Source organism: Dokdonia pacifica (assembly GCF_900188275.1).
Lineage (GTDB): Bacteria > Bacteroidota > Bacteroidia > Flavobacteriales > Flavobacteriaceae > Dokdonia > Dokdonia pacifica.
In genome coordinates, this window is sequence record NZ_FZNY01000012.1 from 104,087 (window position 1) to 123,160 (window position 19,074).

Below are 19,074 nucleotides of genomic sequence, written 5' to 3' on the forward strand. Positions count from 1 at the left end.
AACTTTTAACCTCTCGCCTATGATGTTATCATTTCTTAAAAAACAAAGCAATCAGCTTAGGAAATATGACAATAGTTTTTAGAGATCATTTATAAAAGGTATCTTCACAGAAATGAATTTTCTAGCACATATATACCTTTCTGGTGATGATGATATGATTACCATTGGTAACTTTATAGCCGATGGTATTAAGGGAAAAAAATACCTAAAATATCCAGAAGGAATTCAAAAAGGAATTCTTATTCATAGATGGATAGATAGTTATACAGATAGTCATGTTATCACCAAACAAAGCACCAAGAGATTACACGCAAAATATGGGCATTATAGCGGTGTTATTGTAGATATATTATATGATCATTTTTTAGCAAAAAACTGGCATCAGTATCATGAGCAACCTCTAGAAACATACGTAGATGACTTTTATGAACTTCTCAAAACCAACCATCATTTACTTACTTCTCGAATCCAAAAAATGATGATTCCGATGATGAAGCAAAACTGGTTACTTAGCTATGCCACATTAGAAGGGATTGAGACGGTACTTTACAATATGAATATTCGTATTAAAAATAGAGTACCAATGGATGAAGCTATTCAAGATTTAAAAGAGCACTATGACGCTTTTGAGAAAGAGTTTACTTCTTTTTTTGAAGAATTACAGGCCTTTGTGGCTGTTAAAATAAAGGAAGTATAGTATGGCTTCAGCATTTGGTCACGCATTTGCTGCAATAGCACTAGGAACAAGCGTACCTAAAACGTACAGAAGTACAAAATTCTGGATACTAGCTGCTATATGTTCCATACTTCCTGATGCAGACGTTATTGGGTTTTCATTTGGAATTCCGTACGAATCTTTTTGGGGACATCGAGGTTTTAGTCATTCATTACTCGCAGCGCTACTTATTGGGATGATCATCACCATTATCTTTTACAGTACTATTATACTATCAAAAAAAGGAATATTACTTATCCTATTTTTCACACTAGCTACTGCTTCTCATGCGGTTTTAGATGCTATGACTACAGGCGGTTTAGGCATCGCTTTCTTCTCTCCATGGGATGATACTCGTCATTTCTTCGACTGGAGGCCCATTCAAGTTTCTCCTATTGGCATCGAAAATTTCTTTAGCAAATGGGGATTACGAGTCATCATGAGCGAACTCATCTATATCTTCATTCCTGGTACGATATACATCATTACACTATATATAATTCGCAAACTAAAAAAGTAGATGTATACGCTTTCGCGAAAGCAAACTTATGAGATTCACGACCAAAGGGAGAGGGAAACGATAAAGCGTATACCACATACATAGTATTTATAACAATAACTTAACATAACTATACACAACCTTTTTCATAATTTTACGTCTTATAAATAATAGCTACTAATACCTTGAAAAACAGTCTGAATAGTGTGGTGCTTATTGAGACTGTTTTTTTATGTCTAATCTTAAGTAAAATACTGCTATTTTATGTTACTCTAATCATAACAATCAAGTAATAAAATACTCGTTTCTCAATTCACTTATAAATACGCAAGTAAAACACTTTGTATTGATAATCAGGTGTTTATACTTATTTAAATATCATAATACTCCTGTAATTTAGTACTCGTTACGTAGAAGATATAGCGCGCAAATTGATCAATGATATCTTCAATATAATATAAGCGTATACTGAAAAGCTTTAATAGAGTAAGTACAAAATTTAAATTACAAACATTATGAGTAAGACAATAAATATTCAAGTAACCTTGGACGCGCAAGGAATTATGAGACAATACCCTAGTCCAAGTAAAGATCAAAATAATCCTACAGGAATTGCCCACAGCTTTGGGTATATGGTAGCCACTTCAAATACGATATCTGGTAGTGGTACAGGTGATCTTACATTTTCTGCCAATGTAGGAGACGTCGTACGTTTCTTTGGAGTAACGGCTTCTAACAATTTTGAAAATTCAGCACTTATTTATGGAATTAATAAATTTAGTGGAACACAAGTTTTTTCAGAATTTGAAAGCAAAACATTTACAAAATCTGGCGTTTCTCCTTCTGGAAGAGATGTACTGCCCGCAGATATAAGTGATCAAAAGTTTTGGTTTTTTGAAGCCGATGTAATCAACAAAGGTACCGAAGGATATAGAGTTGTTTTTTCTTTATATTCTAGAGACGATTCTGGACAACCTGTATTATTTGGATACTTCCAATGGGATCCAACAATTCAAGTTGCTGGATAAATAATTACTAAGATTCTTATCTTAAATAGCCTTTTAAGTACAGTTGTACTTAAAAGGCTATTTTTTGTCTAAAAGTAAAATGACAATAAACCGTTTTCTATAAAAAAGTATTCCAGATTCCATTCTTAAAATTTAAAATGTGTTAGATACATTACATTTTTTAGTAAATGCTATTGAAAATAAAATAATTACAAAACACACATTAACAGACACTTACTTCCGCATTTAAAAAAATTGTAAGTAACGCTTTTTAGCGTCGACCATTTTTACAATTAAAATTACTATTGATTATTTATCGGTTTGAAATAGAGAATACATACAGTTAGTATCTCATTTTAAATGGAACGACAAAACCCCAAGTCATGATAAAAATAAACACACTAGTAGTTGTATTATGTATGCTGTTGGCATATACAATACAAGCTCAAGTAGGCATAAATACAATTACACCAGATCCTAGTGCTCTATTAGATATTGTTTCTGATAATAAAGGGATTTTAATTCCCAGAGTATCTCTTAATGGTAAAGATGATATCACTACAATCACGCTAAATTCAAGTGAAACAAAACCCACCACTGGACTTTTGGTATATAACCTTGCCGATGCTGGCTCGGGTGAAAACACAATTGCCCCTGGGTTTTATTATTATGATACTGATTCTTGGGTGCGACTTCACGATGAAGGGTTTAGTCTAGCGTTTAATCAGACCGAAGAAATACAAGCATCTAGTGATCCAAACACATACATAGCCATACCAGGATTAGACACAGGAGTGATAAAACTTCCCTATGCAGGGGTTTATAAAGTATCTGGAAATGGATTTTATTCTGCGGGACCACGATCAGGTGGTAATGGAAATGGAAACAGCAATGGAGATGGTGTAGGCATTGCTTCTATAGCGCTTGAGATGGAAGTAAATGGAACAGCATCCATTGTTAAAGAGCGATTTGTAAATGGTGTTTCTACAGATTTAGGAAATAACAGAAGGTTTGATAGTATAGGACAAGAGATATCGTACTCTTTTTCTTTTGAAGGAAACCCAGCAGAGGAATATCGATTTATTGTAAAAGGACGCGAATGGAATGCTGTAAACACTACTGAAGAAGGCATTTTCGGAAAAGACACCAATGGATTTACACGCTCTAATGGTCAAAATGACGCCTATAGAGGTGCGCTTATTATTACATTAACTAGACAATTTTAAAACATCTAAATCCCTATAAGGGATCCTGTTTTCATATACAAAACATACAAAAGCCCCAAATCATGAATAAATTGTTACTCTTTATAGTATGCATATACTCCATTTCTAATATAACATATGGTCAAGTTGGTATTAATACAGATCAAATAGACCCTAGTGCCGTATTAGAAGTAAAAGCAACAGATAAAGGTATTTTGACTCCTAGAGTCGCATTACTATCTACAGATAATACGGAGACTCCCATTCAAAATCCAGCAGCTGGGTTGTTTGTATTTAATACCGCAACATCACCATCAGGAACCAATGTTGCTACAGCGATTTCTCCTGGTTTTTATTATTTTGATGGTAGCAGGTGGCAACGTATTTTTAATAATGGTTTTGCTTTGGAGTTTAAACAAACGGCAGAACTCATGGGAATCGTTACTTCTGAAGCATTACCAATTCCCGGTCTAGATACAGGTGATTTTACCGTTCCGTTTAAGGGTACTTATCAAATAAAAGTCACCGCTTATTATACTGCTGGAGATCCTATAAATAATACAGATGCTGCTTGTCAAGGAGATTTTAGACTCTATCAAGTAGACAGTGATAACTCCAGAAATTTTTTAGAAATGACCTACGTAACCTCCGAATCTAAATATATAGATACGGCCGTTGGAGAATTTAACAACCTAGGAAATCAATATACTTTCTTACATAACATCGACTTAGAAGCAAATACAGACTATCGTTTCTTAATAGCTGGAAGTCAATGGATATGCCATAATACCAATATCAGTTACTTTGGAAAAGAGACTTCTAGTTTTAATGGATCTAATGGAATTGATGATGGTCAATATGGAGAAATGACCATTACACTTGTAGAGCAAAAGTAAATAGCCCAAAAAATTACAGCATGAAAAAAATACAACAATATCCTTTTTTTATCATCCTTATTATTCTTCTAACACAAAGTCAATGTATAAGATCACAAGTAGCTATAGGAACTACACAATTAAATGCAGGTGCCATTTTTCAAGTAGAGAGTGATGACAAAGGAGTGCTTATCCCTAGAATAGCCCTAACATCAAATACAGATACAACTACCATTCAAAACCCAGCCGAAGGGCTCACTGTTTATAATACTTCTACTGTAAATAGCCAATCAAATTCGGTTACTCCAGGATTATATTACTGGAATGGAATCCAATGGAGTCGTGTATTGTCTAGAGGATTTAGTAGGCAGTTTCTTCAAACAAATCAAAACTTTGTAAATACCCTAGCAGATATTCCTATTAATGGATTAAATCAAAATATAGAAGTGCCTTTTTCAGGAATTTATAGAATCATCGTAACATCACACTTTGGAGTAGCCACCGTATCAAATCCAAATGTTGCAGATGATAATGTCGCTATAGCATCTATGCGTATAGAGGTAGACGATGAAGTTATTGGAGAAAAACTAATTACCACCTATTCAAAATTTGTAGATGATACCGCAACAGGTGGCGCAGGATCTATCAACTTTTTTGCTTTATCACGCCAAGTAGTCATTACAAAAGATATCGAATTAATTGCTGGTCAAACTTATAATTTTAATGTAATTGGACGTTTATGGGATTGGACTAATGTAGCACCCGCTATTGGTGCATTTGGATACTTTGGCTTAAATACAACATTATATTCAAGGAATCCAAATCTCACAGATGATGCTTCAAGAACAGAATTAACAATTAATCTAGTAAGACAATATTGACATCTTATTATACAGGCCTTTAAATAACAAAGCAGTTATCAATTATGATAGCTGCTTTTTTTATGATTTTATAACCTATTGATCCATCATGGGTAACAAAATCTAGAAAAAAGCTCTTCTATATATAAACCTTAAAAATAATAAGTTATGTTAGAAAAATTCAGAAATCAAGAAATCCAAAAGCCACAAGCTATTTATGGAGGGAAAGACATTGTCATTGAAGATGATGTTATATTAAAAGCAGACATTGTAGTAGATGATCTCATTGATGGTGTCTAATCTTATATGTATCTATCATTCATTCATTAATCATAAAATTAAAGTTATGTTAGAAAAATTTAGAAATCAAGAAGTCCAAAAACCACAAGCTATTTACGGTGGAAAAGATATTGTCATTGAAGATGATGTTATATTATTAAAAGCAGACATTGTTGTAGATGATATCATTGATGGTGCGTAAGTATTTAAAAATATGTACAAGAATAGAATGTAATTATATTTTATCTCTGTTGTATTTCAAGCCCTCTAAAAAATTTAATTTTAGAGGGTTCTTTTTTAATCCTCTTTTCTATCTTCTTAAGAATCCCTATTTTTAAAAAGTGAAGAAACTAAACCCTTCACTATAATTATGAAATACACCATCGCATCCCTTTGCACCCTTCTATTCCTTATTACAAGCTGTAAAACAGAAGCTCCTCAAGAAAAAAGAGAAATTAAACGCGGACTCATTACCCAAAAAGCCATGGTCGTTTCTGCCCGTGAAGAGGCTTCAAAAATTGGATCTATGATAATGGAACAAGGTGGTAATGCTTTTGATGCTATGGTAGCTACCGAAATGGCACTTGCCGTTACTTATCCCTATGCAGGCAACTTAGGCGGTGGAGGTTTTATGGTATACAGAACCAATGATGGAGCCATAGGTGCATTAGATTATCGTGAGAAAGCGCCGGGTGCAGCAGATAAAGATATGTACTTAGATGAAGAAGGCAATGTCATTCCAAACCTTAGCACAGAAGGTGCCATGGCAGTGGGTGTACCTGGAACTATTTCTGGCATCTTTGCTGCCCATGAAAAATTTGGTACCATGCCTATAGATAAATTATTACAGCCTGTAGTAGACTTGGCAAGAAACGGATATATCGTTACAGAAAAACAAGCAGGACGTTTTGAAAAATATAGTGAAGTCTTTAACCGTGTAAATGGTGATAGTACAATGCTATATAGCACCGCTTTCGCGAAAGCGGAAACCGTAAAAAACCCTGCACTTGCTGCAACTTTAGAACGTATCATCGCAAACGGTAAAGCCGAATTTTATGGGGGAGAAACTGGACAGAAAATGGTACAATACCTCCAAGACAAAGGAGGAATTATGACCGTAGACGACCTAAAAGCCTATGAAGCACAATGGCGTACACCTGTCACCTTTGAATATGACAACCTAAAAATTGTTTCTATGAGTCCGCCGTCTAGTGGAGGGGTTTGTCTAGCACAAATTATGGAAATGATAGAGCCCTATGATGTCTCACAATATGGACACAATTCAGAAAAAGCCATTCAAGTGATCACCGAAGCAGAACGCCGTGCATATGCAGATCGTAGTTTTTATTTAGGAGATCCTGACTTTGTAGATATTCCTATTGAAACTTTAATCTCTGACGATTATAGTAAAAACCGAATGGATACCTTCTCTTGGGACAAAGCAACCCCTTCCAGTGAAATTAATCACAGTGACTTACCGGGTTACGAAAGTATGGAAACCACCCACTACTCTATTGTAGATCAATTTGGAAATGCTATTGCCGTAACAACAACACTCAATGGTGCTTTTGGTTCTAAATTATATGTAGATGAACTTGGTTTCTTTTTAAATAATGAAATGGATGATTTCTCTTCAAAACCCGGTGTTCCTAATATGTTTGGATTATTAGGTGCCAAAGCCAATGAGATTGCTCCCGGAAAACGTATGCTATCTAGTATGACGCCTACATTAGTAGAAAAAGATGGAGAATTTTGGATGACGGTAGGAACACCTGGAGGTTCTACAATTATTACATCGGTTTTACAAACCATTTTGAACGTACACGAATTTGATATGGGAATGCAAGAAGCGGTAAATGCCCCTCGCTTCCATCACCAGTGGTTACCAGATATCGTAATGTTTGAACCAAATAGCTTTGATGCTACATTACTCGAAAACTTAAAAAACAAAGGATACAATCCTAATGAAGATGTATCACCTGTGATTGGAAAAGTAGATGGTATTCTCGTCCTACCTGATGGTACCTTAGAAGGAGGCGCCGATCGTCGTGGTGATGATACTGCGGTTGGGTTTTAACTTTATACCTCGGTTAATAAACGTATATTTTCTACATATATATCAATGGTAGGTTTTACTTCAAAAACTTCTCCGTCTTCCCATACGATATAATAAAGATCATATGTTTTTTTTAGTTTAGAAGAGCGATACTCATAAGTATAAGTAACATTATATTGTTGTCCTTTACGTTTTATTTTTCTGTGATTAGAAAGCTCTTTTTTTCCTTTTACGTTTTTTGACTTTACAGTTACATAAAATAAATAGTCATCAGTAGATGCAAGCATTGTAATACCTTCTCTCAATAAAAATTCTGAGGCTTCTATTGGCACAGAACTTTTAGTAATCTTTACACTCTTAGTTGTATCCTTATAAGGTGAGGTAAATGATGCAAGCATAATTGCTAAAATGGGTATTATTACTTTAATTTTTACAAACATTATTTTCTTTTATATATTTTAATAAATATACATCTTAATTAAATACAATATGAACTTCGTTATTGACCACATATCAAACCTATAAAATATACCTTCACTACATCTTATAATTCCCAGTAGCATATGATGCTACAATACTACTATTGGGTGTCTTACAATTTCTAGGGAAATCAAAAAAGTACATACACGCAGGAAGACCATTTTCAAAAGTAACGCGTACACTCCCCTTACTACTTCCAAACATACTACTATAGGAATAATTTGCAGTCATTTCTCGAGGTCTAGACTGACCATCTCTTGCGGTCACTCTTACACCATTTACACTATTAGTAACATATTTATTCATCGCCCAAGTTTTACTTTGATTAGCAACAAGATCATTAAGTAACTTCGTATAGTTTTGATTTCCTGTTGGACCTCCAGAATTCTTCACTTTTTGATACATACTTTGACTCGTAAGTCGTGTGGGTTTGGTTTGTAATGCAAACGCTTTTAAATTCTTTTCAAATAATTCAAGAACCGCTCCCTTACATCCATTCAAACGAAAGAACTGCTGCATATCTGCTTTTAAACCTTTTATTTTATGAATTTTATCTACCGAATTCCCAATAGCATTTTCATCAAATAATATCCCAAATTCTGCTCCAGCAACATCAAGGGCAACTTGACTTACAAATTTTTCTTTCGCATTGTACAAACCAGGTTTAGCAAACAAACCGCTTTCTACTTCCGTCCAACCAACACAAGTTCTGCTCACTTCATTACCATAAAAATCTTTCTCAACCATCCACTCATTACATCTATCTACCATAATTGGCACTTTATTTTCAGGTAAGTAAGATGCACACTGTCCACCATACGCCTTTAAATAACTATCAAAAATATTTACGAAATCAGCACTATTTCTAGTAATCTTTATGTGTTCAAAATGCCCCCTGTAGATATAATCATAAAACTCAGCATAATAGAGTCCTTGTGTATTGAGTTCATTATTTTGAGCTGCAAGATTTTGAAAGGATAGACTATACGTACATACAATCAAACCTATGACAATGATTCTTTTTTTAGTATTTTTAAAAAAACGCATATCCCAAATGATTTAAATTACTAATTATAAGATAAATATACATTACTAAAAACAAATTAATAAGTGATTGAGTAATGTATTGAAAACAAATTGTACCAAAATCACTCAATTTAAAATAAAATGAACTTCGTTCCAGATCTCATCTCACAACTCAAAGTAATAGCAAACTCAACACTTGCTATAGAGATGAAAATTTATATGAGAAATCGGTATGCATTTTTTGGTGTCAAAGCCCCCGAACGAAAAGCCATTTTAAAAGAAATCGTAAACACATACAAACCACAATTAGACAGACCAACAGTCATTCAAATTGTAAAAGAACTTTACAAATACCCAGAACGCGAACTCCACTACTGCGCTGTCGAACTTACAACTCGATTTCTCAAAAAGAAATTCCATAAAGAAGATATTTCTTTTATCGAACATCTTATCACTACACATTCGTGGTGGGATACGGTAGACATGATTGCCAAACATCACCTAGGAGATTATTTAAAATTATTCCCAGAAGAAACCTCTAAAGTGATTCAAAACTATAGCAACACAGATCATATGTGGCTCAATAGAAGTGCTATTCTCTTTCAATTAGACTATAAAGAACAAACGAATAAAGAACTCCTATTTCAGTTATGTTTAAAACACAAAGACACTGGCGAGTTCTTTATCAATAAAGCCATTGGTTGGGCATTACGAGAATATGGAAAAACAAACCCGCAAGCAGTGATTGCATTTGTCTCTGCCAATTGTCTAGCCCCTTTAAGTGAGCGGGAAGCAATTAGAAAACTACAATAAGCACCCAACATAACCTTTTAAAATTCAGATTATTACACTATTTATCTTACGAGATATAAGCCTTTCTTATATTTTTACCGACAAATCATAAGCAATTAACAATCAATACTTTATATTAACATCAAATCATTTTAATTATAGTTCAATCTTACTATCTTAATGAGGTAATTAACTACATATCAAATATTTAAAATTAATTATTAATCATTAAATTTTATACTATGTTAAAGAAAATTGGAAACCTCGGAGAATCATTATCTAAAGATGCACAAAGAGAAGTAAACGGAGGAATGTTAAGAGAAGATACTTGTAATAATCCGTACATCAATGAAGGCGGACCTTGTGACCAAGGATATTACCCACATCCAATATATGGACATTGTGTTTGCTGTGCCTACTAATAGATACACAAACTCATAACAAAAAGAGGCTATTCTATATAAGGTAGCCTCTTTTTATTTAATAGGACTCAGATATACGTTTTCAAAGAGTATGGCGACGTAGAAGTTTATACTGAGCATAGTCGAAGTACAAAATCGAGCCTGCGAGATTCACGACCAAAGGGAGAGTGAAACGTTAAATCGAGCTTGCGAGATTCACGACCAGAGGGAGAGCAAAGCGCTAAATCGAGCCTGCGAGATTCACGACCAGAGGGAGAGCAAAGTGTTAAAGCATAATTATATAGAATTTATACTGAGTACAGTTTAATTACTAAAGTCCAAATTATAACCCGTTGTGCATTTAGATATTCAATACGCTAATTTTCTAGTGAAATTTTTAGTTTTACCTCAATCCTAAAGGAAGAACTAAAAATTTCGTCGATATTCCCTTTAGGGTTAGGGAAAAATCGATGAAATTACTCAAAATGCGCAAAAGGTTAATTATTATAGAATCTATACTGAGCGTGGCTGAAGTACAAAACATATACATCTTGCATCACATTCTTAACTTCCTTATATTTAAGAACCATAACTACATCATTCGTAAAGTGTAAGTATACATCTTCAAAACTGCAACTTTACATTTCGCTTAAAGTGAGTATTTTATAAAAATTATAGTATTTTTATTATGCATGCATAGTATTTTTATGTATATTTACAACGATTTCGAACCTAATCATCCCTAATGAGAGATAAAACCATAGATTTTTGTTTGCGATATACTTGGCAAGCTGTTATTAAAATGTATAACGAACAAGCATCAAAGTATGATGCTACCATGGCACACGCTTTTGCTTTATTAAGTATAGACCCTGAAGAAGGAACTCCTTCTACAGCGTTAGGTCCGCGTATGGGTATGGAAGCTACTTCCCTATCCCGTACACTTAAAACCATGGAAGATAAGAATCTCATTGTACGTAAACCTAATCCAGCCGATGGGAGAAGTGTTTTAATATACCTCACAGAAGATGGACAACGCAAACGTCAATATGCAAAAGACCACGTACTTCAATTTAACGATACCATACGAGAAAATGTATCTGAAGAAGAAATCCTAGGTTTTTATAAGGTAATCGAAACTATAAACGACTTAGTACAGAATAAGAAAATATTTAATCAAGAAGAAACGATTCATAAATAATGGCAAAACGTATAATAAGAAAAGTCGCTGTAATTGGTAGTGGTATTATGGGAAGCGGTATCGCTTGTCATTTTGCTAATATTGGTGTAGATGTACTGCTACTAGACATCGTACCACGCGAATTAAACGACAAAGAAAAAGCAAAAGGACTCACATTAGAGGATAAAGTGGTTCGTAACCGCATGGTAAACGATTCCTTAAAAGCAGCTTTAAAAAGCAAGCCCTCTCCTATTTATAGCCAAGCTTTTGCAAAACGTATCACTACAGGAAACCTAGAAGATGATATTGCAAAGGTAAAAGATGTAGATTGGATCATCGAGGTAGTTGTAGAGCGTCTAGATATCAAACAACAAGTTTTTGAAAACCTAGAAAAACACAGAACTCCTGGTACACTTATTACGTCAAACACTTCAGGGATTCCTATTCAGTTTATGAATGAAGGACGTAGTGAGGATTTCCAGAAGCATTTTTGCGGAACACACTTCTTCAATCCAGCACGTTACTTAAAGTTATTTGAAATCATTCCAGGTCCCAAGACAGATCAAGGCGTATTAGATTTCTTAAATAATTACGGAGAGCAGTACTTAGGAAAAACATCGGTTGTTGCAAAAGACACGCCTGCCTTTATTGGAAACCGTATCGGTATCTTCTCTATCATGAGTTTATTCCATACTGTAAAAGAAATGGGATTAACCATAGAAGAAGTAGACAAATTAACAGGACCCGTTATTGGACGTCCTAAGTCGGCTACCTTCCGTACTGTAGATGTTGTAGGATTAGATACACTCGTACACGTAGCCAACGGAATCGCTCAAAACTGTAAAGACGATGAGCGCAAAGAACTCTTTGATTTGCCAGATTTCATCAATACCATGATGGAAAATAAATGGTTAGGATCCAAAACAGGACAAGGGTTTTATAAAAAGACAAAAAACGCCGAAGGGAAAACAGAAATCCTTTCGTTAGATTTAGATACCCTAGAATACCGCGCTAATAAACGTGCAAAATTTGCAACACTTGAACTTACAAAAACCATCGACAATGTAGCCGATCGTTTTAAAGTATTAGCAGGTGGAAAAGATAAAGCGGGTGAATTTTACCGCAAGTCATTTGCACACCTATTCGCTTATGTACAAAACCGTATCCCAGAAATCACTGACGAGCTTTATAAGATCGATGATGCTATGAAAGCTGGTTTTGGATGGGAACACGGACCTTTCCAAATTTGGGATGCTATTGGTGTAGAAAAAGGAATCGAGCTCATGAAAGCAGAAGGTCTTGACGTTGCCACTTGGGTAACAGATATGATCGCTTCAGGAAGCACATCTTTCTATACTGTAGACAATGGAGCTACTCATTTTTATGATATCCCATCTAAAAAGCAAACCAAAGTACCAGGACAAGATGCCTTTATTATTCTAGATAACATCAGAAAACAAACCGAAGTTTATAAAAACTCTGGTGTTTCTGTTCAAGATTTAGGAGATGGGATCTTAAATGTTGAGTTCCGTAGTAAGATGAATACCATTGGAGGTGATGTATTAGCTGGACTAAATAAAGCCATTGATATTGCTGAGAAAGACTTTGCAGGACTCGTTGTAGGAAACCAAGGAGCCAATTTCTCTGTTGGAGCCAATATTGGAATGATTTTTATGATGGCTGTAGAGCAAGAATATGATGAGCTCAATATGGCGATCAAATATTTCCAAGATACCATGATGCGTATGCGTTACTCAGCCATCCCAACCATTTCTGCCGCACACGGTATGACTTTAGGAGGAGGATGTGAGTTATCACTTCACGCAGATAAAGTAGTCGCTGCTGCCGAATCCTATATCGGACTCGTAGAGTTTGGTGTGGGTGTGATTCCTGGTGGTGGAGGTTCTAAAGAGATGGCATTACGCGCCTCAGACACCTTCAAAAAAGGAGATGTAGAGCTTAATGTATTACAAGAAAACTTCTTGACCATTGGTATGGCCAAAGTATCTACATCGGCATATGAAGCCTTTGATACTGGTATCCTACAAAAAGGAAAAGATATTGTTGTTGTCAATAAAGATCGTCAGATTGCCACGGCAAAAGCCCACGCAAAATTGATGGCAGATGCAGGATACACACAACCTGTAAAACGTAATGACGTCCTAGTATTAGGAAAGCAAGCCTTAGGAATGTTCTTAGTAGGAACAGACAGTATGGAAGCAAGTCACTATATCTCAGAGCACGATAAGAAAATAGCAAACAAACTAGCCTATGTGATGGCTGGAGGAGACCTTTCAGAACCTACCAAAGTATCAGAACAATACTTATTGGATCTAGAACGTGAAGCTTTCTTATCACTCACAACAGAACGCAAAACCCTAGAACGTATCGAGCATATGTTAAAAAGAGGGAAACCGTTGAGAAACTAATTTTTTTCGCTTTCGCGAAAGCGTATAAAAGAAACAAGAATCAAGAGTCAAGACTAAAATAAATGAAAAAGACGTAAGATTTGATTGCTGCGCAATCTGACGTAAGACATAAGACTAAAACAAATACATCTTACGCCCTAAGTCAACGAGCAAAGCGAGTTAGTCGTAAGTCTATTAAGAAATATAATATAAAAGATGTGAGATTTGATTGCTGCGCAATCTGACATAAGACATAAGACTAAAACAAATACGTCTTACGTCCTAAATCAACGAGCAAAGCGAGTTAGTCTTAAGTCTATTAAGAAAATCAGAACATGGCTGCAAGGCATAACTTTAGAAAACTAAATATCTGGCGTGAAGGCATCGAACTCGCAAAGGATACATATAGTTTTACTAAAAAATTTCCAAAGTCAGAAACATATGGTTTATCAAGTCAATTACAAAGATGTGCCATTTCTGTTTCTTCAAATATTGCCGAAGGAACTGCAAGAGGAACCGACAAGCATTTTAAGCACTATTTAGAAACAGCTTTAGGAAGTGCATTTGAATGGGAAACACAATTGATTATAGCTTTTGAAATAGAATACATTTCTGAAGATATATTTAAAAAATTAGAAAAGAAAATACAATCTATTCAGGGTATGATTACCCGTTTTATGGAAGCACTTTAGTCCTACGTCCTACGTCACTAAGCGTAGCGAAGTAAGTCTTAAGTCTAAATCGAAGATTTATGAAAACAGCATATATAGTAAAAGCCTACCGTACAGCCGTAGGAAAAGCACCAAAAGGAGTATTTCGCTTTAAGCGAGCAGATGAGTTGGCAGCAGAAACCATTCAGTATATGATGAATGAGCTCCCCAACTTTGATAAAAAACGCATTGATGACGTTATTGTTGGTAATGCTATGCCAGAAGGCTCACAAGGACTCAATATGGCACGTCTCATCTCATTAATGGGATTAGACATTATTGATGTACCTGGTGTAACTGTAAACCGTTTTTGCTCTTCAGGAATTGAAACTATCGGAATGGCAGTAGCCAAAATCCAAGCAGGAATGGCAGACTGTATCATTGCTGGTGGTGCCGAGTCTATGAGTTCTGTACCCATGACAGGCTTCAAACCAGAACTCAATTACGATATCGTAAAATCTGGACATGAAGATTACTATTGGGGCATGGGTAATACTGCAGAAGCCGTAGCCAATGAGTTTAATGTATCTCGTGAAGATCAAGATGAGTTTGCCTATAACTCACATATGAAAGCCCTAAAAGCACAAGCAGAAGACCGTTTTCAAGATCAAATCGTACCGATAGATGTAGAGCAAGTATATGTAGATGAAAACGGAAAGAAAGCCACAAAAAAATATACCGTTACCAAAGATGAAGGACCTCGTGCAGGAACCAATACAGCAGTATTAAACAAACTACGTCCTGTATTTGCTGCCGGCGGAAGTGTTACCGCTGGAAATTCATCACAAATGAGTGATGGTGCCGCTTTTGTATTGGTGATGAGTGAAGAAATGGTCAAAGAGCACAATCTAGAACCTATTGCACGTATGGTAAATTATGCTGCGGCAGGGGTACCACCACGCATCATGGGAATCGGACCCGTAGCTGCCATTCCAAAAGCATTAAAGCAAGCAGGATTACAACAAAAAGATATTGAGTTGATTGAGCTAAATGAAGCCTTTGCCTCACAATCACTAGCTGTAATGCGTGAGTTAGATCTTAATCCAGATATCGTAAATGTAAATGGAGGAGCCATTGCCTTAGGACACCCACTAGGATGTACAGGAGGAAAACTATCTGTACAACTCTTTGATGAGATGCGTAAGCGTGATATGACTGGAAAGTACGGAATGGTGACCATGTGTGTAGGAACTGGACAAGGAGCTGCTGGAATTTATGAGTTCTTGAAATAATTTCGCTTTCGCGAAATTGACCTAAGACGAAGAGTACTGGCGTACTCTTGATGTAAGACATAGGATTTTTCGCTTTCGCGAAATTGAATTAACGTGTAAATACTAGTGCATTCGCACACTAAAATTAGAGTAACACTCTAATATGCAACACAAATAGAGTAATACTCTATTATATAAACAAAGTAAATTTTCGCGAAAGCGAACAACATATAAAGTAATACTAAATTAATAATCAGACGAAAGACCTAAGCTAGTGACACATGTCCTACGTCTTAAGTCTTAACGTCCTAAGTCAATAGAGAAGATGAGCACAGAAGCAACAGAAAAAGAAATCCTACGTGGTGGACAATTCCTAGTAAAAGAAACGGCGTGTGAAGATGTATTTACATTGGAAGATATCAGTGAAGAGCAAAAAATGATGCGTGATAGTACCAAAGAGTTTGTAGATCGTGAGATCTGGGCACATTGGGAACGTTTTGAGCAAAAAGATTATGCCTTTACAGAAGCATGTATGCGTAAAGCAGGTGAATTGGGACTATTAGGTGTTGCTGTGCCAGAGGCCTATGATGGTCTTGGAATGGGCTTTGTCTCTACCATGCTAGTATGTGATTATATCTCTGGAGCAACTGGGTCTTTTAGTACTGCCTTTGGAGCGCATACAGGAATTGGTACCATGCCAATTACGTTATATGGTAACGAAGAGCAAAAGAAAAAATATGTGCCAAAATTGGCAACTGGTGAGTGGTTTGGAGCTTACTGTTTAACAGAACCAGGTGCAGGATCTGATGCCAATTCTGGAAAAACAAAAGCTGTCCTGTCTGACGATGGAAAAACCTATAAGATTTCTGGACAGAAAATGTGGATTTCAAATGCAGGATTCTGTAACCTATTTATCGTATTTGCACGTATCGAAGATGATAAGAATATTACAGGATTTATTGTAGAAAACGATCCTAGCAACGGAATTAGTCTGGGAGATGAAGAGAAGAAATTAGGAATTCACTCCTCCTCTACCCGTCAGGTATTCTTTAGTGATACCGTGGTACCTGTAGAAAATATGCTTTCTACACGTGGTAACGGATTTAAAATTGCGATGAATGCCTTAAACGTAGGGCGTATCAAATTAGCTGGAGCATGTCTTGATGCACAACGTCGTATTATAGATGAGTCTATCAAATATGCAAAAGAACGTATCCAATTTAAGACGCCTATTATTGATTTTGGAGCGATTAAAGCAAAATTAGCGCTCATGGCAACCAATGTATATGTAGATGAATCTGCATCCTATCGTGCTGCCAAAAATATAGAAGACCGTATCGCTATGCGTGAGGCTGCAGGAAATAGTCATCAGGAAGCAGAATTAAAAGGTGTTGAGGAATATGCCATTGAGTGTTCGATCTTAAAAGTAGCTGTCTCTGAAGATGTACAGCAAACGACTGATGAAGGAATTCAGATTTTTGGAGGAATGGGCTTCTCTGCCGATACCCCAATGGAGTCAGCTTGGCGTGATGCGCGTATCGCTCGTATTTATGAAGGTACCAATGAGATTAACCGTATGCTTTCTGTAGGAATGCTCGTGAAGAAAGCGATGAAAGGACATGTAGACTTCTTAGGCCCTGCAACCGCAGTAGGAGAAGAATTGGTAGGAATCCCTTCATTTGAAACACCAGATTACTCAGAAACACTATCAGAAGAAAAAGCCTTATTAGCAAAGCTTAAAAAGGTATTCTTAATGGTGTCTGGATCTGCCGTACAGAAATACGGACCACAACTGGAAGAGCACCAACAATTATTGATGAGTGCAGCCGATATCTTAATTGAGATTTATATGGCAGAAAGTGCCATCTTACGTACAGAGAAAAATGCAAAGCGTTTTGGAGAAGAAAGCCAAGCAACGCAAATTGCGATGACCCGACTGTATTTATTTAATGCCGTAGATATCATCCAAACCAAGGCCAAAGAAGCGATTGTCTCTTTTGCCGAAGGGGATGAGCAACGTATGATGTTAATGGGATTAAAGCGTTTTACCAAATATCAAAACCAACCAAATGTGATTGCGTTACGTAATCAAATTGCTGCCGATCTAGAAGAAAACGGACAGTATCGTTTTGATGGATAATACCCAACTTAATCTCTAAACAAACGATGAGATAGTTAAAAGCCACTTTGTAATGAAGTGGCTTTTTTTATTGGTAGAAGTTTCTTGTAAATACCTCCTACGTCTTACTTGTCTTATGTCCTAGGTCCTGACTCCCTTGCGTCGTGATTCTTTTTAAGCTCGCTTTCGCGAAAGCGTATAAAACCTTAAAAATTAAAATTATAAAATATCTTCTAAAGGACTTTTTACATCTAGCATAGATCGTTTTGAAACCTGAGTATAGATAAGTGTTGTCTTTATGTTATCGTGACCTAATAATTTTTGAATCATTCGAATATCTGTGCCTCGATCAAAAAGATGTGTTGCATAGGCATGACGTAAGCTATGAATTGTATGATCATTAGATATGTTTGCTTTTTTACACGTATTCTTAAAAACTAGTAAAAGACTGGTAGATGTATATTTTCCACCTTTTTGACCCTCAAAAAGAAATTCTTTAGGTTGATACTTTTTATAATAGCATGTCCATATTATTCTGAGTTTTTCTGGCAATGGTAGCACTCTATCTTTATTTCCTTTAGAAGCTTTTATATGTATAAGCTGTTGATCTTTATGAATATCATTTATTCGTAAATTAATAAGTTCTCCACTACGTAAACCTAATGCATACACAGTAGCAAGCATTGCCTTATGTTTAATATTTGTAACTGCAAGAAGTATTTTTTTCACTTCTAAAGTAGACAATATGATGGGTAGTTTTTGTGGTTTCCTTACTGGATAAACCGGTTTTAAATCGATATCACGGTTATGAATTTCTGATAAATACAATTTGATAGTGCTCAGTAATTGCTTCTGAGAACTATAAGAGTATGCTGTCTTTTCTATGAGTTTTACTATTTCATTATAAATTTCTCTATCAGAAAGAGACTCGACTGTGTTTTCAAACCCTATATGTTTTTGAAAATTCTGAAGTAAACTTACATAGGTATTTACAGTATTTTCTGAATACCTCTTTATAAGTAACAATCGCTGATATCCTTTAAACCTTTCGATAACCCACCTTTTTATAGTTATAAATTCAATATATAAAAACTTTTGATAACCACATTAAACGAACAGGTTAAAATATAAAATATTGTATATTAGCTTTATACTAACGTTGCCACACATATGAAAAAAAAGATTGTCATTATATTAATTTTGTTTTTCAGCAACATTTTATTTGCTCAAAAATTGAATTTCGGAAACTTC

General features: G+C 35.5%; 19 protein-coding genes. 16 read left to right on the top strand and 3 right to left on the bottom strand.

Features of this window, described 5'->3' with window-relative positions; genetic code table 11:
* Positions 1 to 112: 112 nt before the first annotated feature.
* The 9 genes from CHB80_RS23355 to ggt all read left to right on the top strand — a co-directional run bounded on the left by CHB80_RS23355 (position 113) and on the right by ggt (position 7,517).
* Positions 113 to 697: an acyl carrier protein phosphodiesterase gene (locus CHB80_RS23355; RefSeq protein ID WP_089373944.1), complete on the top strand. Its 585-nt coding sequence runs from the start codon at positions 113 to 115 to the stop codon at positions 695 to 697.
* A 1-nt stretch (position 698) separates the two neighbouring features.
* The gene (locus CHB80_RS23360) at positions 699 to 1,235 is read left to right on the top strand and encodes a metal-dependent hydrolase (protein ID WP_089373945.1); all 537 of its coding nucleotides are present in this window, start codon (positions 699 to 701) and stop codon (positions 1,233 to 1,235) included.
* Between the two features lie 494 nt (positions 1,236 to 1,729).
* Positions 1,730 to 2,242 (top strand): inclusion body family protein, encoded by a 513-nt coding sequence (locus CHB80_RS23365; protein ID WP_089373946.1) that lies wholly within the window; start codon positions 1,730 to 1,732, stop codon positions 2,240 to 2,242.
* Positions 2,243 to 2,604: 362 nt separating this feature from the next.
* Entirely contained in the window at positions 2,605 to 3,447 is an 843-nt protein-coding gene (locus CHB80_RS23370) for a hypothetical protein (protein WP_143337237.1), read from the top strand.
* Positions 3,448 to 3,509: 62 nt separating this feature from the next.
* On the top strand, positions 3,510 to 4,322 hold the full coding sequence (locus CHB80_RS23375; RefSeq protein WP_089373948.1) for a hypothetical protein: 813 nt from the start codon (positions 3,510 to 3,512) through the stop codon (positions 4,320 to 4,322).
* Between the two features lie 20 nt (positions 4,323 to 4,342).
* Complete coding sequence (locus CHB80_RS23380; protein WP_089373949.1) at positions 4,343 to 5,182, top strand: hypothetical protein; 840 nt, start codon at positions 4,343 to 4,345, stop codon at positions 5,180 to 5,182.
* A gap of 147 nt (positions 5,183 to 5,329) precedes the next feature.
* A complete protein-coding gene (locus tag CHB80_RS25070; protein ID WP_262486201.1) occupies positions 5,330 to 5,461 on the top strand; it encodes a hypothetical protein in 132 nt (43 codons plus the stop codon).
* A gap of 46 nt (positions 5,462 to 5,507) precedes the next feature.
* Entirely contained in the window at positions 5,508 to 5,642 is a 135-nt protein-coding gene (locus CHB80_RS25075) for a hypothetical protein (protein WP_262486202.1), read from the top strand.
* 168 nt (positions 5,643 to 5,810) lie between these two features.
* Positions 5,811 to 7,517, top strand: a complete 1,707-nt coding sequence (gene ggt / locus CHB80_RS23385; protein ID WP_089373950.1) for a gamma-glutamyltransferase — start codon at positions 5,811 to 5,813, stop codon at positions 7,515 to 7,517.
* Between the two features lie 2 nt (positions 7,518 to 7,519).
* On the opposite strand, the gene CHB80_RS23390 is transcribed toward ggt, so the two are convergent.
* Together CHB80_RS23390 and CHB80_RS23395 are read right to left on the bottom strand one after the other, a co-directional pair.
* On the bottom strand, positions 7,520 to 7,936 hold the full coding sequence (locus CHB80_RS23390; protein WP_089373951.1) for a hypothetical protein: 417 nt from the start codon (positions 7,934 to 7,936) through the stop codon (positions 7,520 to 7,522).
* 97 nt (positions 7,937 to 8,033) lie between these two features.
* Positions 8,034 to 9,023 carry a hypothetical protein gene (locus CHB80_RS23395; protein WP_089373952.1) on the bottom strand — a complete coding sequence of 330 codons (990 nt, stop codon included), beginning with the start codon at positions 9,021 to 9,023 and terminating at the stop codon, positions 8,034 to 8,036.
* Between the two features lie 120 nt (positions 9,024 to 9,143).
* Between CHB80_RS23395 and CHB80_RS23400 the strand changes: the two genes are divergently transcribed.
* The 7 genes from CHB80_RS23400 to CHB80_RS23430 all read left to right on the top strand — a co-directional run bounded on the left by CHB80_RS23400 (position 9,144) and on the right by CHB80_RS23430 (position 17,844).
* Positions 9,144 to 9,815 carry a DNA alkylation repair protein gene (locus CHB80_RS23400; RefSeq protein ID WP_089373953.1) on the top strand — a complete coding sequence of 224 codons (672 nt, stop codon included), beginning with the start codon at positions 9,144 to 9,146 and terminating at the stop codon, positions 9,813 to 9,815.
* A gap of 221 nt (positions 9,816 to 10,036) precedes the next feature.
* On the top strand, positions 10,037 to 10,216 hold the full coding sequence (locus CHB80_RS23405) for a hypothetical protein (protein ID WP_089373954.1): 180 nt from the start codon (positions 10,037 to 10,039) through the stop codon (positions 10,214 to 10,216).
* Between the two features lie 724 nt (positions 10,217 to 10,940).
* Entirely contained in the window at positions 10,941 to 11,396 is a 456-nt protein-coding gene (locus CHB80_RS23410) for a MarR family winged helix-turn-helix transcriptional regulator (protein ID WP_089373955.1), read from the top strand.
* Positions 11,396 to 13,804 (top strand): 3-hydroxyacyl-CoA dehydrogenase/enoyl-CoA hydratase family protein, encoded by a 2,409-nt coding sequence (locus tag CHB80_RS23415; RefSeq protein WP_089373956.1) that lies wholly within the window; start codon positions 11,396 to 11,398, stop codon positions 13,802 to 13,804. Before CHB80_RS23410 ends, CHB80_RS23415 begins: the two co-directional genes overlap by 1 nt.
* Positions 13,805 to 14,118: 314 nt before the next feature.
* On the top strand, positions 14,119 to 14,475 hold the full coding sequence (locus CHB80_RS23420; RefSeq protein ID WP_089373957.1) for a four helix bundle protein: 357 nt from the start codon (positions 14,119 to 14,121) through the stop codon (positions 14,473 to 14,475).
* 59 nt (positions 14,476 to 14,534) lie between these two features.
* Positions 14,535 to 15,725 (top strand): acetyl-CoA C-acyltransferase, encoded by a 1,191-nt coding sequence (locus tag CHB80_RS23425; protein ID WP_089373958.1) that lies wholly within the window; start codon positions 14,535 to 14,537, stop codon positions 15,723 to 15,725.
* A gap of 304 nt (positions 15,726 to 16,029) precedes the next feature.
* Entirely contained in the window at positions 16,030 to 17,844 is a 1,815-nt protein-coding gene (locus tag CHB80_RS23430; RefSeq protein WP_089373959.1) for an acyl-CoA dehydrogenase family protein, read from the top strand.
* Between the two features lie 198 nt (positions 17,845 to 18,042).
* Here CHB80_RS23430 and CHB80_RS23435 read toward each other — a convergent pair whose 3' ends face one another.
* On the bottom strand, positions 18,043 to 18,849 hold the full coding sequence (locus tag CHB80_RS23435) for a tyrosine-type recombinase/integrase (protein WP_229746967.1): 807 nt from the start codon (positions 18,847 to 18,849) through the stop codon (positions 18,043 to 18,045).
* Positions 18,850 to 19,074: the final 225 nt, after the last annotated feature.

Coding starts and splice junctions, on each gene's coding strand:
- CHB80_RS23355 (WP_089373944.1), top strand. CDS start 113: ATGAATTTTCTAGCACATATATACCTTTCTGGTGATGATGATATGATT.
- CHB80_RS23360 (WP_089373945.1), top strand. CDS start 699: ATGGCTTCAGCATTTGGTCACGCATTTGCTGCAATAGCACTAGGAACA.
- CHB80_RS23365 (WP_089373946.1), top strand. CDS start 1,730: ATGAGTAAGACAATAAATATTCAAGTAACCTTGGACGCGCAAGGAATT.
- CHB80_RS23370 (WP_143337237.1), top strand. CDS start 2,605: ATGATAAAAATAAACACACTAGTAGTTGTATTATGTATGCTGTTGGCA.
- CHB80_RS23375 (WP_089373948.1), top strand. CDS start 3,510: ATGAATAAATTGTTACTCTTTATAGTATGCATATACTCCATTTCTAAT.
- CHB80_RS23380 (WP_089373949.1), top strand. CDS start 4,343: ATGAAAAAAATACAACAATATCCTTTTTTTATCATCCTTATTATTCTT.
- CHB80_RS25070 (WP_262486201.1), top strand. CDS start 5,330: ATGTTAGAAAAATTCAGAAATCAAGAAATCCAAAAGCCACAAGCTATT.
- CHB80_RS25075 (WP_262486202.1), top strand. CDS start 5,508: ATGTTAGAAAAATTTAGAAATCAAGAAGTCCAAAAACCACAAGCTATT.
- ggt (WP_089373950.1), top strand. CDS start 5,811: ATGAAATACACCATCGCATCCCTTTGCACCCTTCTATTCCTTATTACA.
- CHB80_RS23390 (WP_089373951.1), bottom strand. CDS start 7,936: ATGTTTGTAAAAATTAAAGTAATAATACCCATTTTAGCAATTATGCTT.
- CHB80_RS23395 (WP_089373952.1), bottom strand. CDS start 9,023: ATGCGTTTTTTTAAAAATACTAAAAAAAGAATCATTGTCATAGGTTTG.
- CHB80_RS23400 (WP_089373953.1), top strand. CDS start 9,144: ATGAACTTCGTTCCAGATCTCATCTCACAACTCAAAGTAATAGCAAAC.
- CHB80_RS23405 (WP_089373954.1), top strand. CDS start 10,037: ATGTTAAAGAAAATTGGAAACCTCGGAGAATCATTATCTAAAGATGCA.
- CHB80_RS23410 (WP_089373955.1), top strand. CDS start 10,941: ATGAGAGATAAAACCATAGATTTTTGTTTGCGATATACTTGGCAAGCT.
- CHB80_RS23415 (WP_089373956.1), top strand. CDS start 11,396: ATGGCAAAACGTATAATAAGAAAAGTCGCTGTAATTGGTAGTGGTATT.
- CHB80_RS23420 (WP_089373957.1), top strand. CDS start 14,119: ATGGCTGCAAGGCATAACTTTAGAAAACTAAATATCTGGCGTGAAGGC.
- CHB80_RS23425 (WP_089373958.1), top strand. CDS start 14,535: ATGAAAACAGCATATATAGTAAAAGCCTACCGTACAGCCGTAGGAAAA.
- CHB80_RS23430 (WP_089373959.1), top strand. CDS start 16,030: ATGAGCACAGAAGCAACAGAAAAAGAAATCCTACGTGGTGGACAATTC.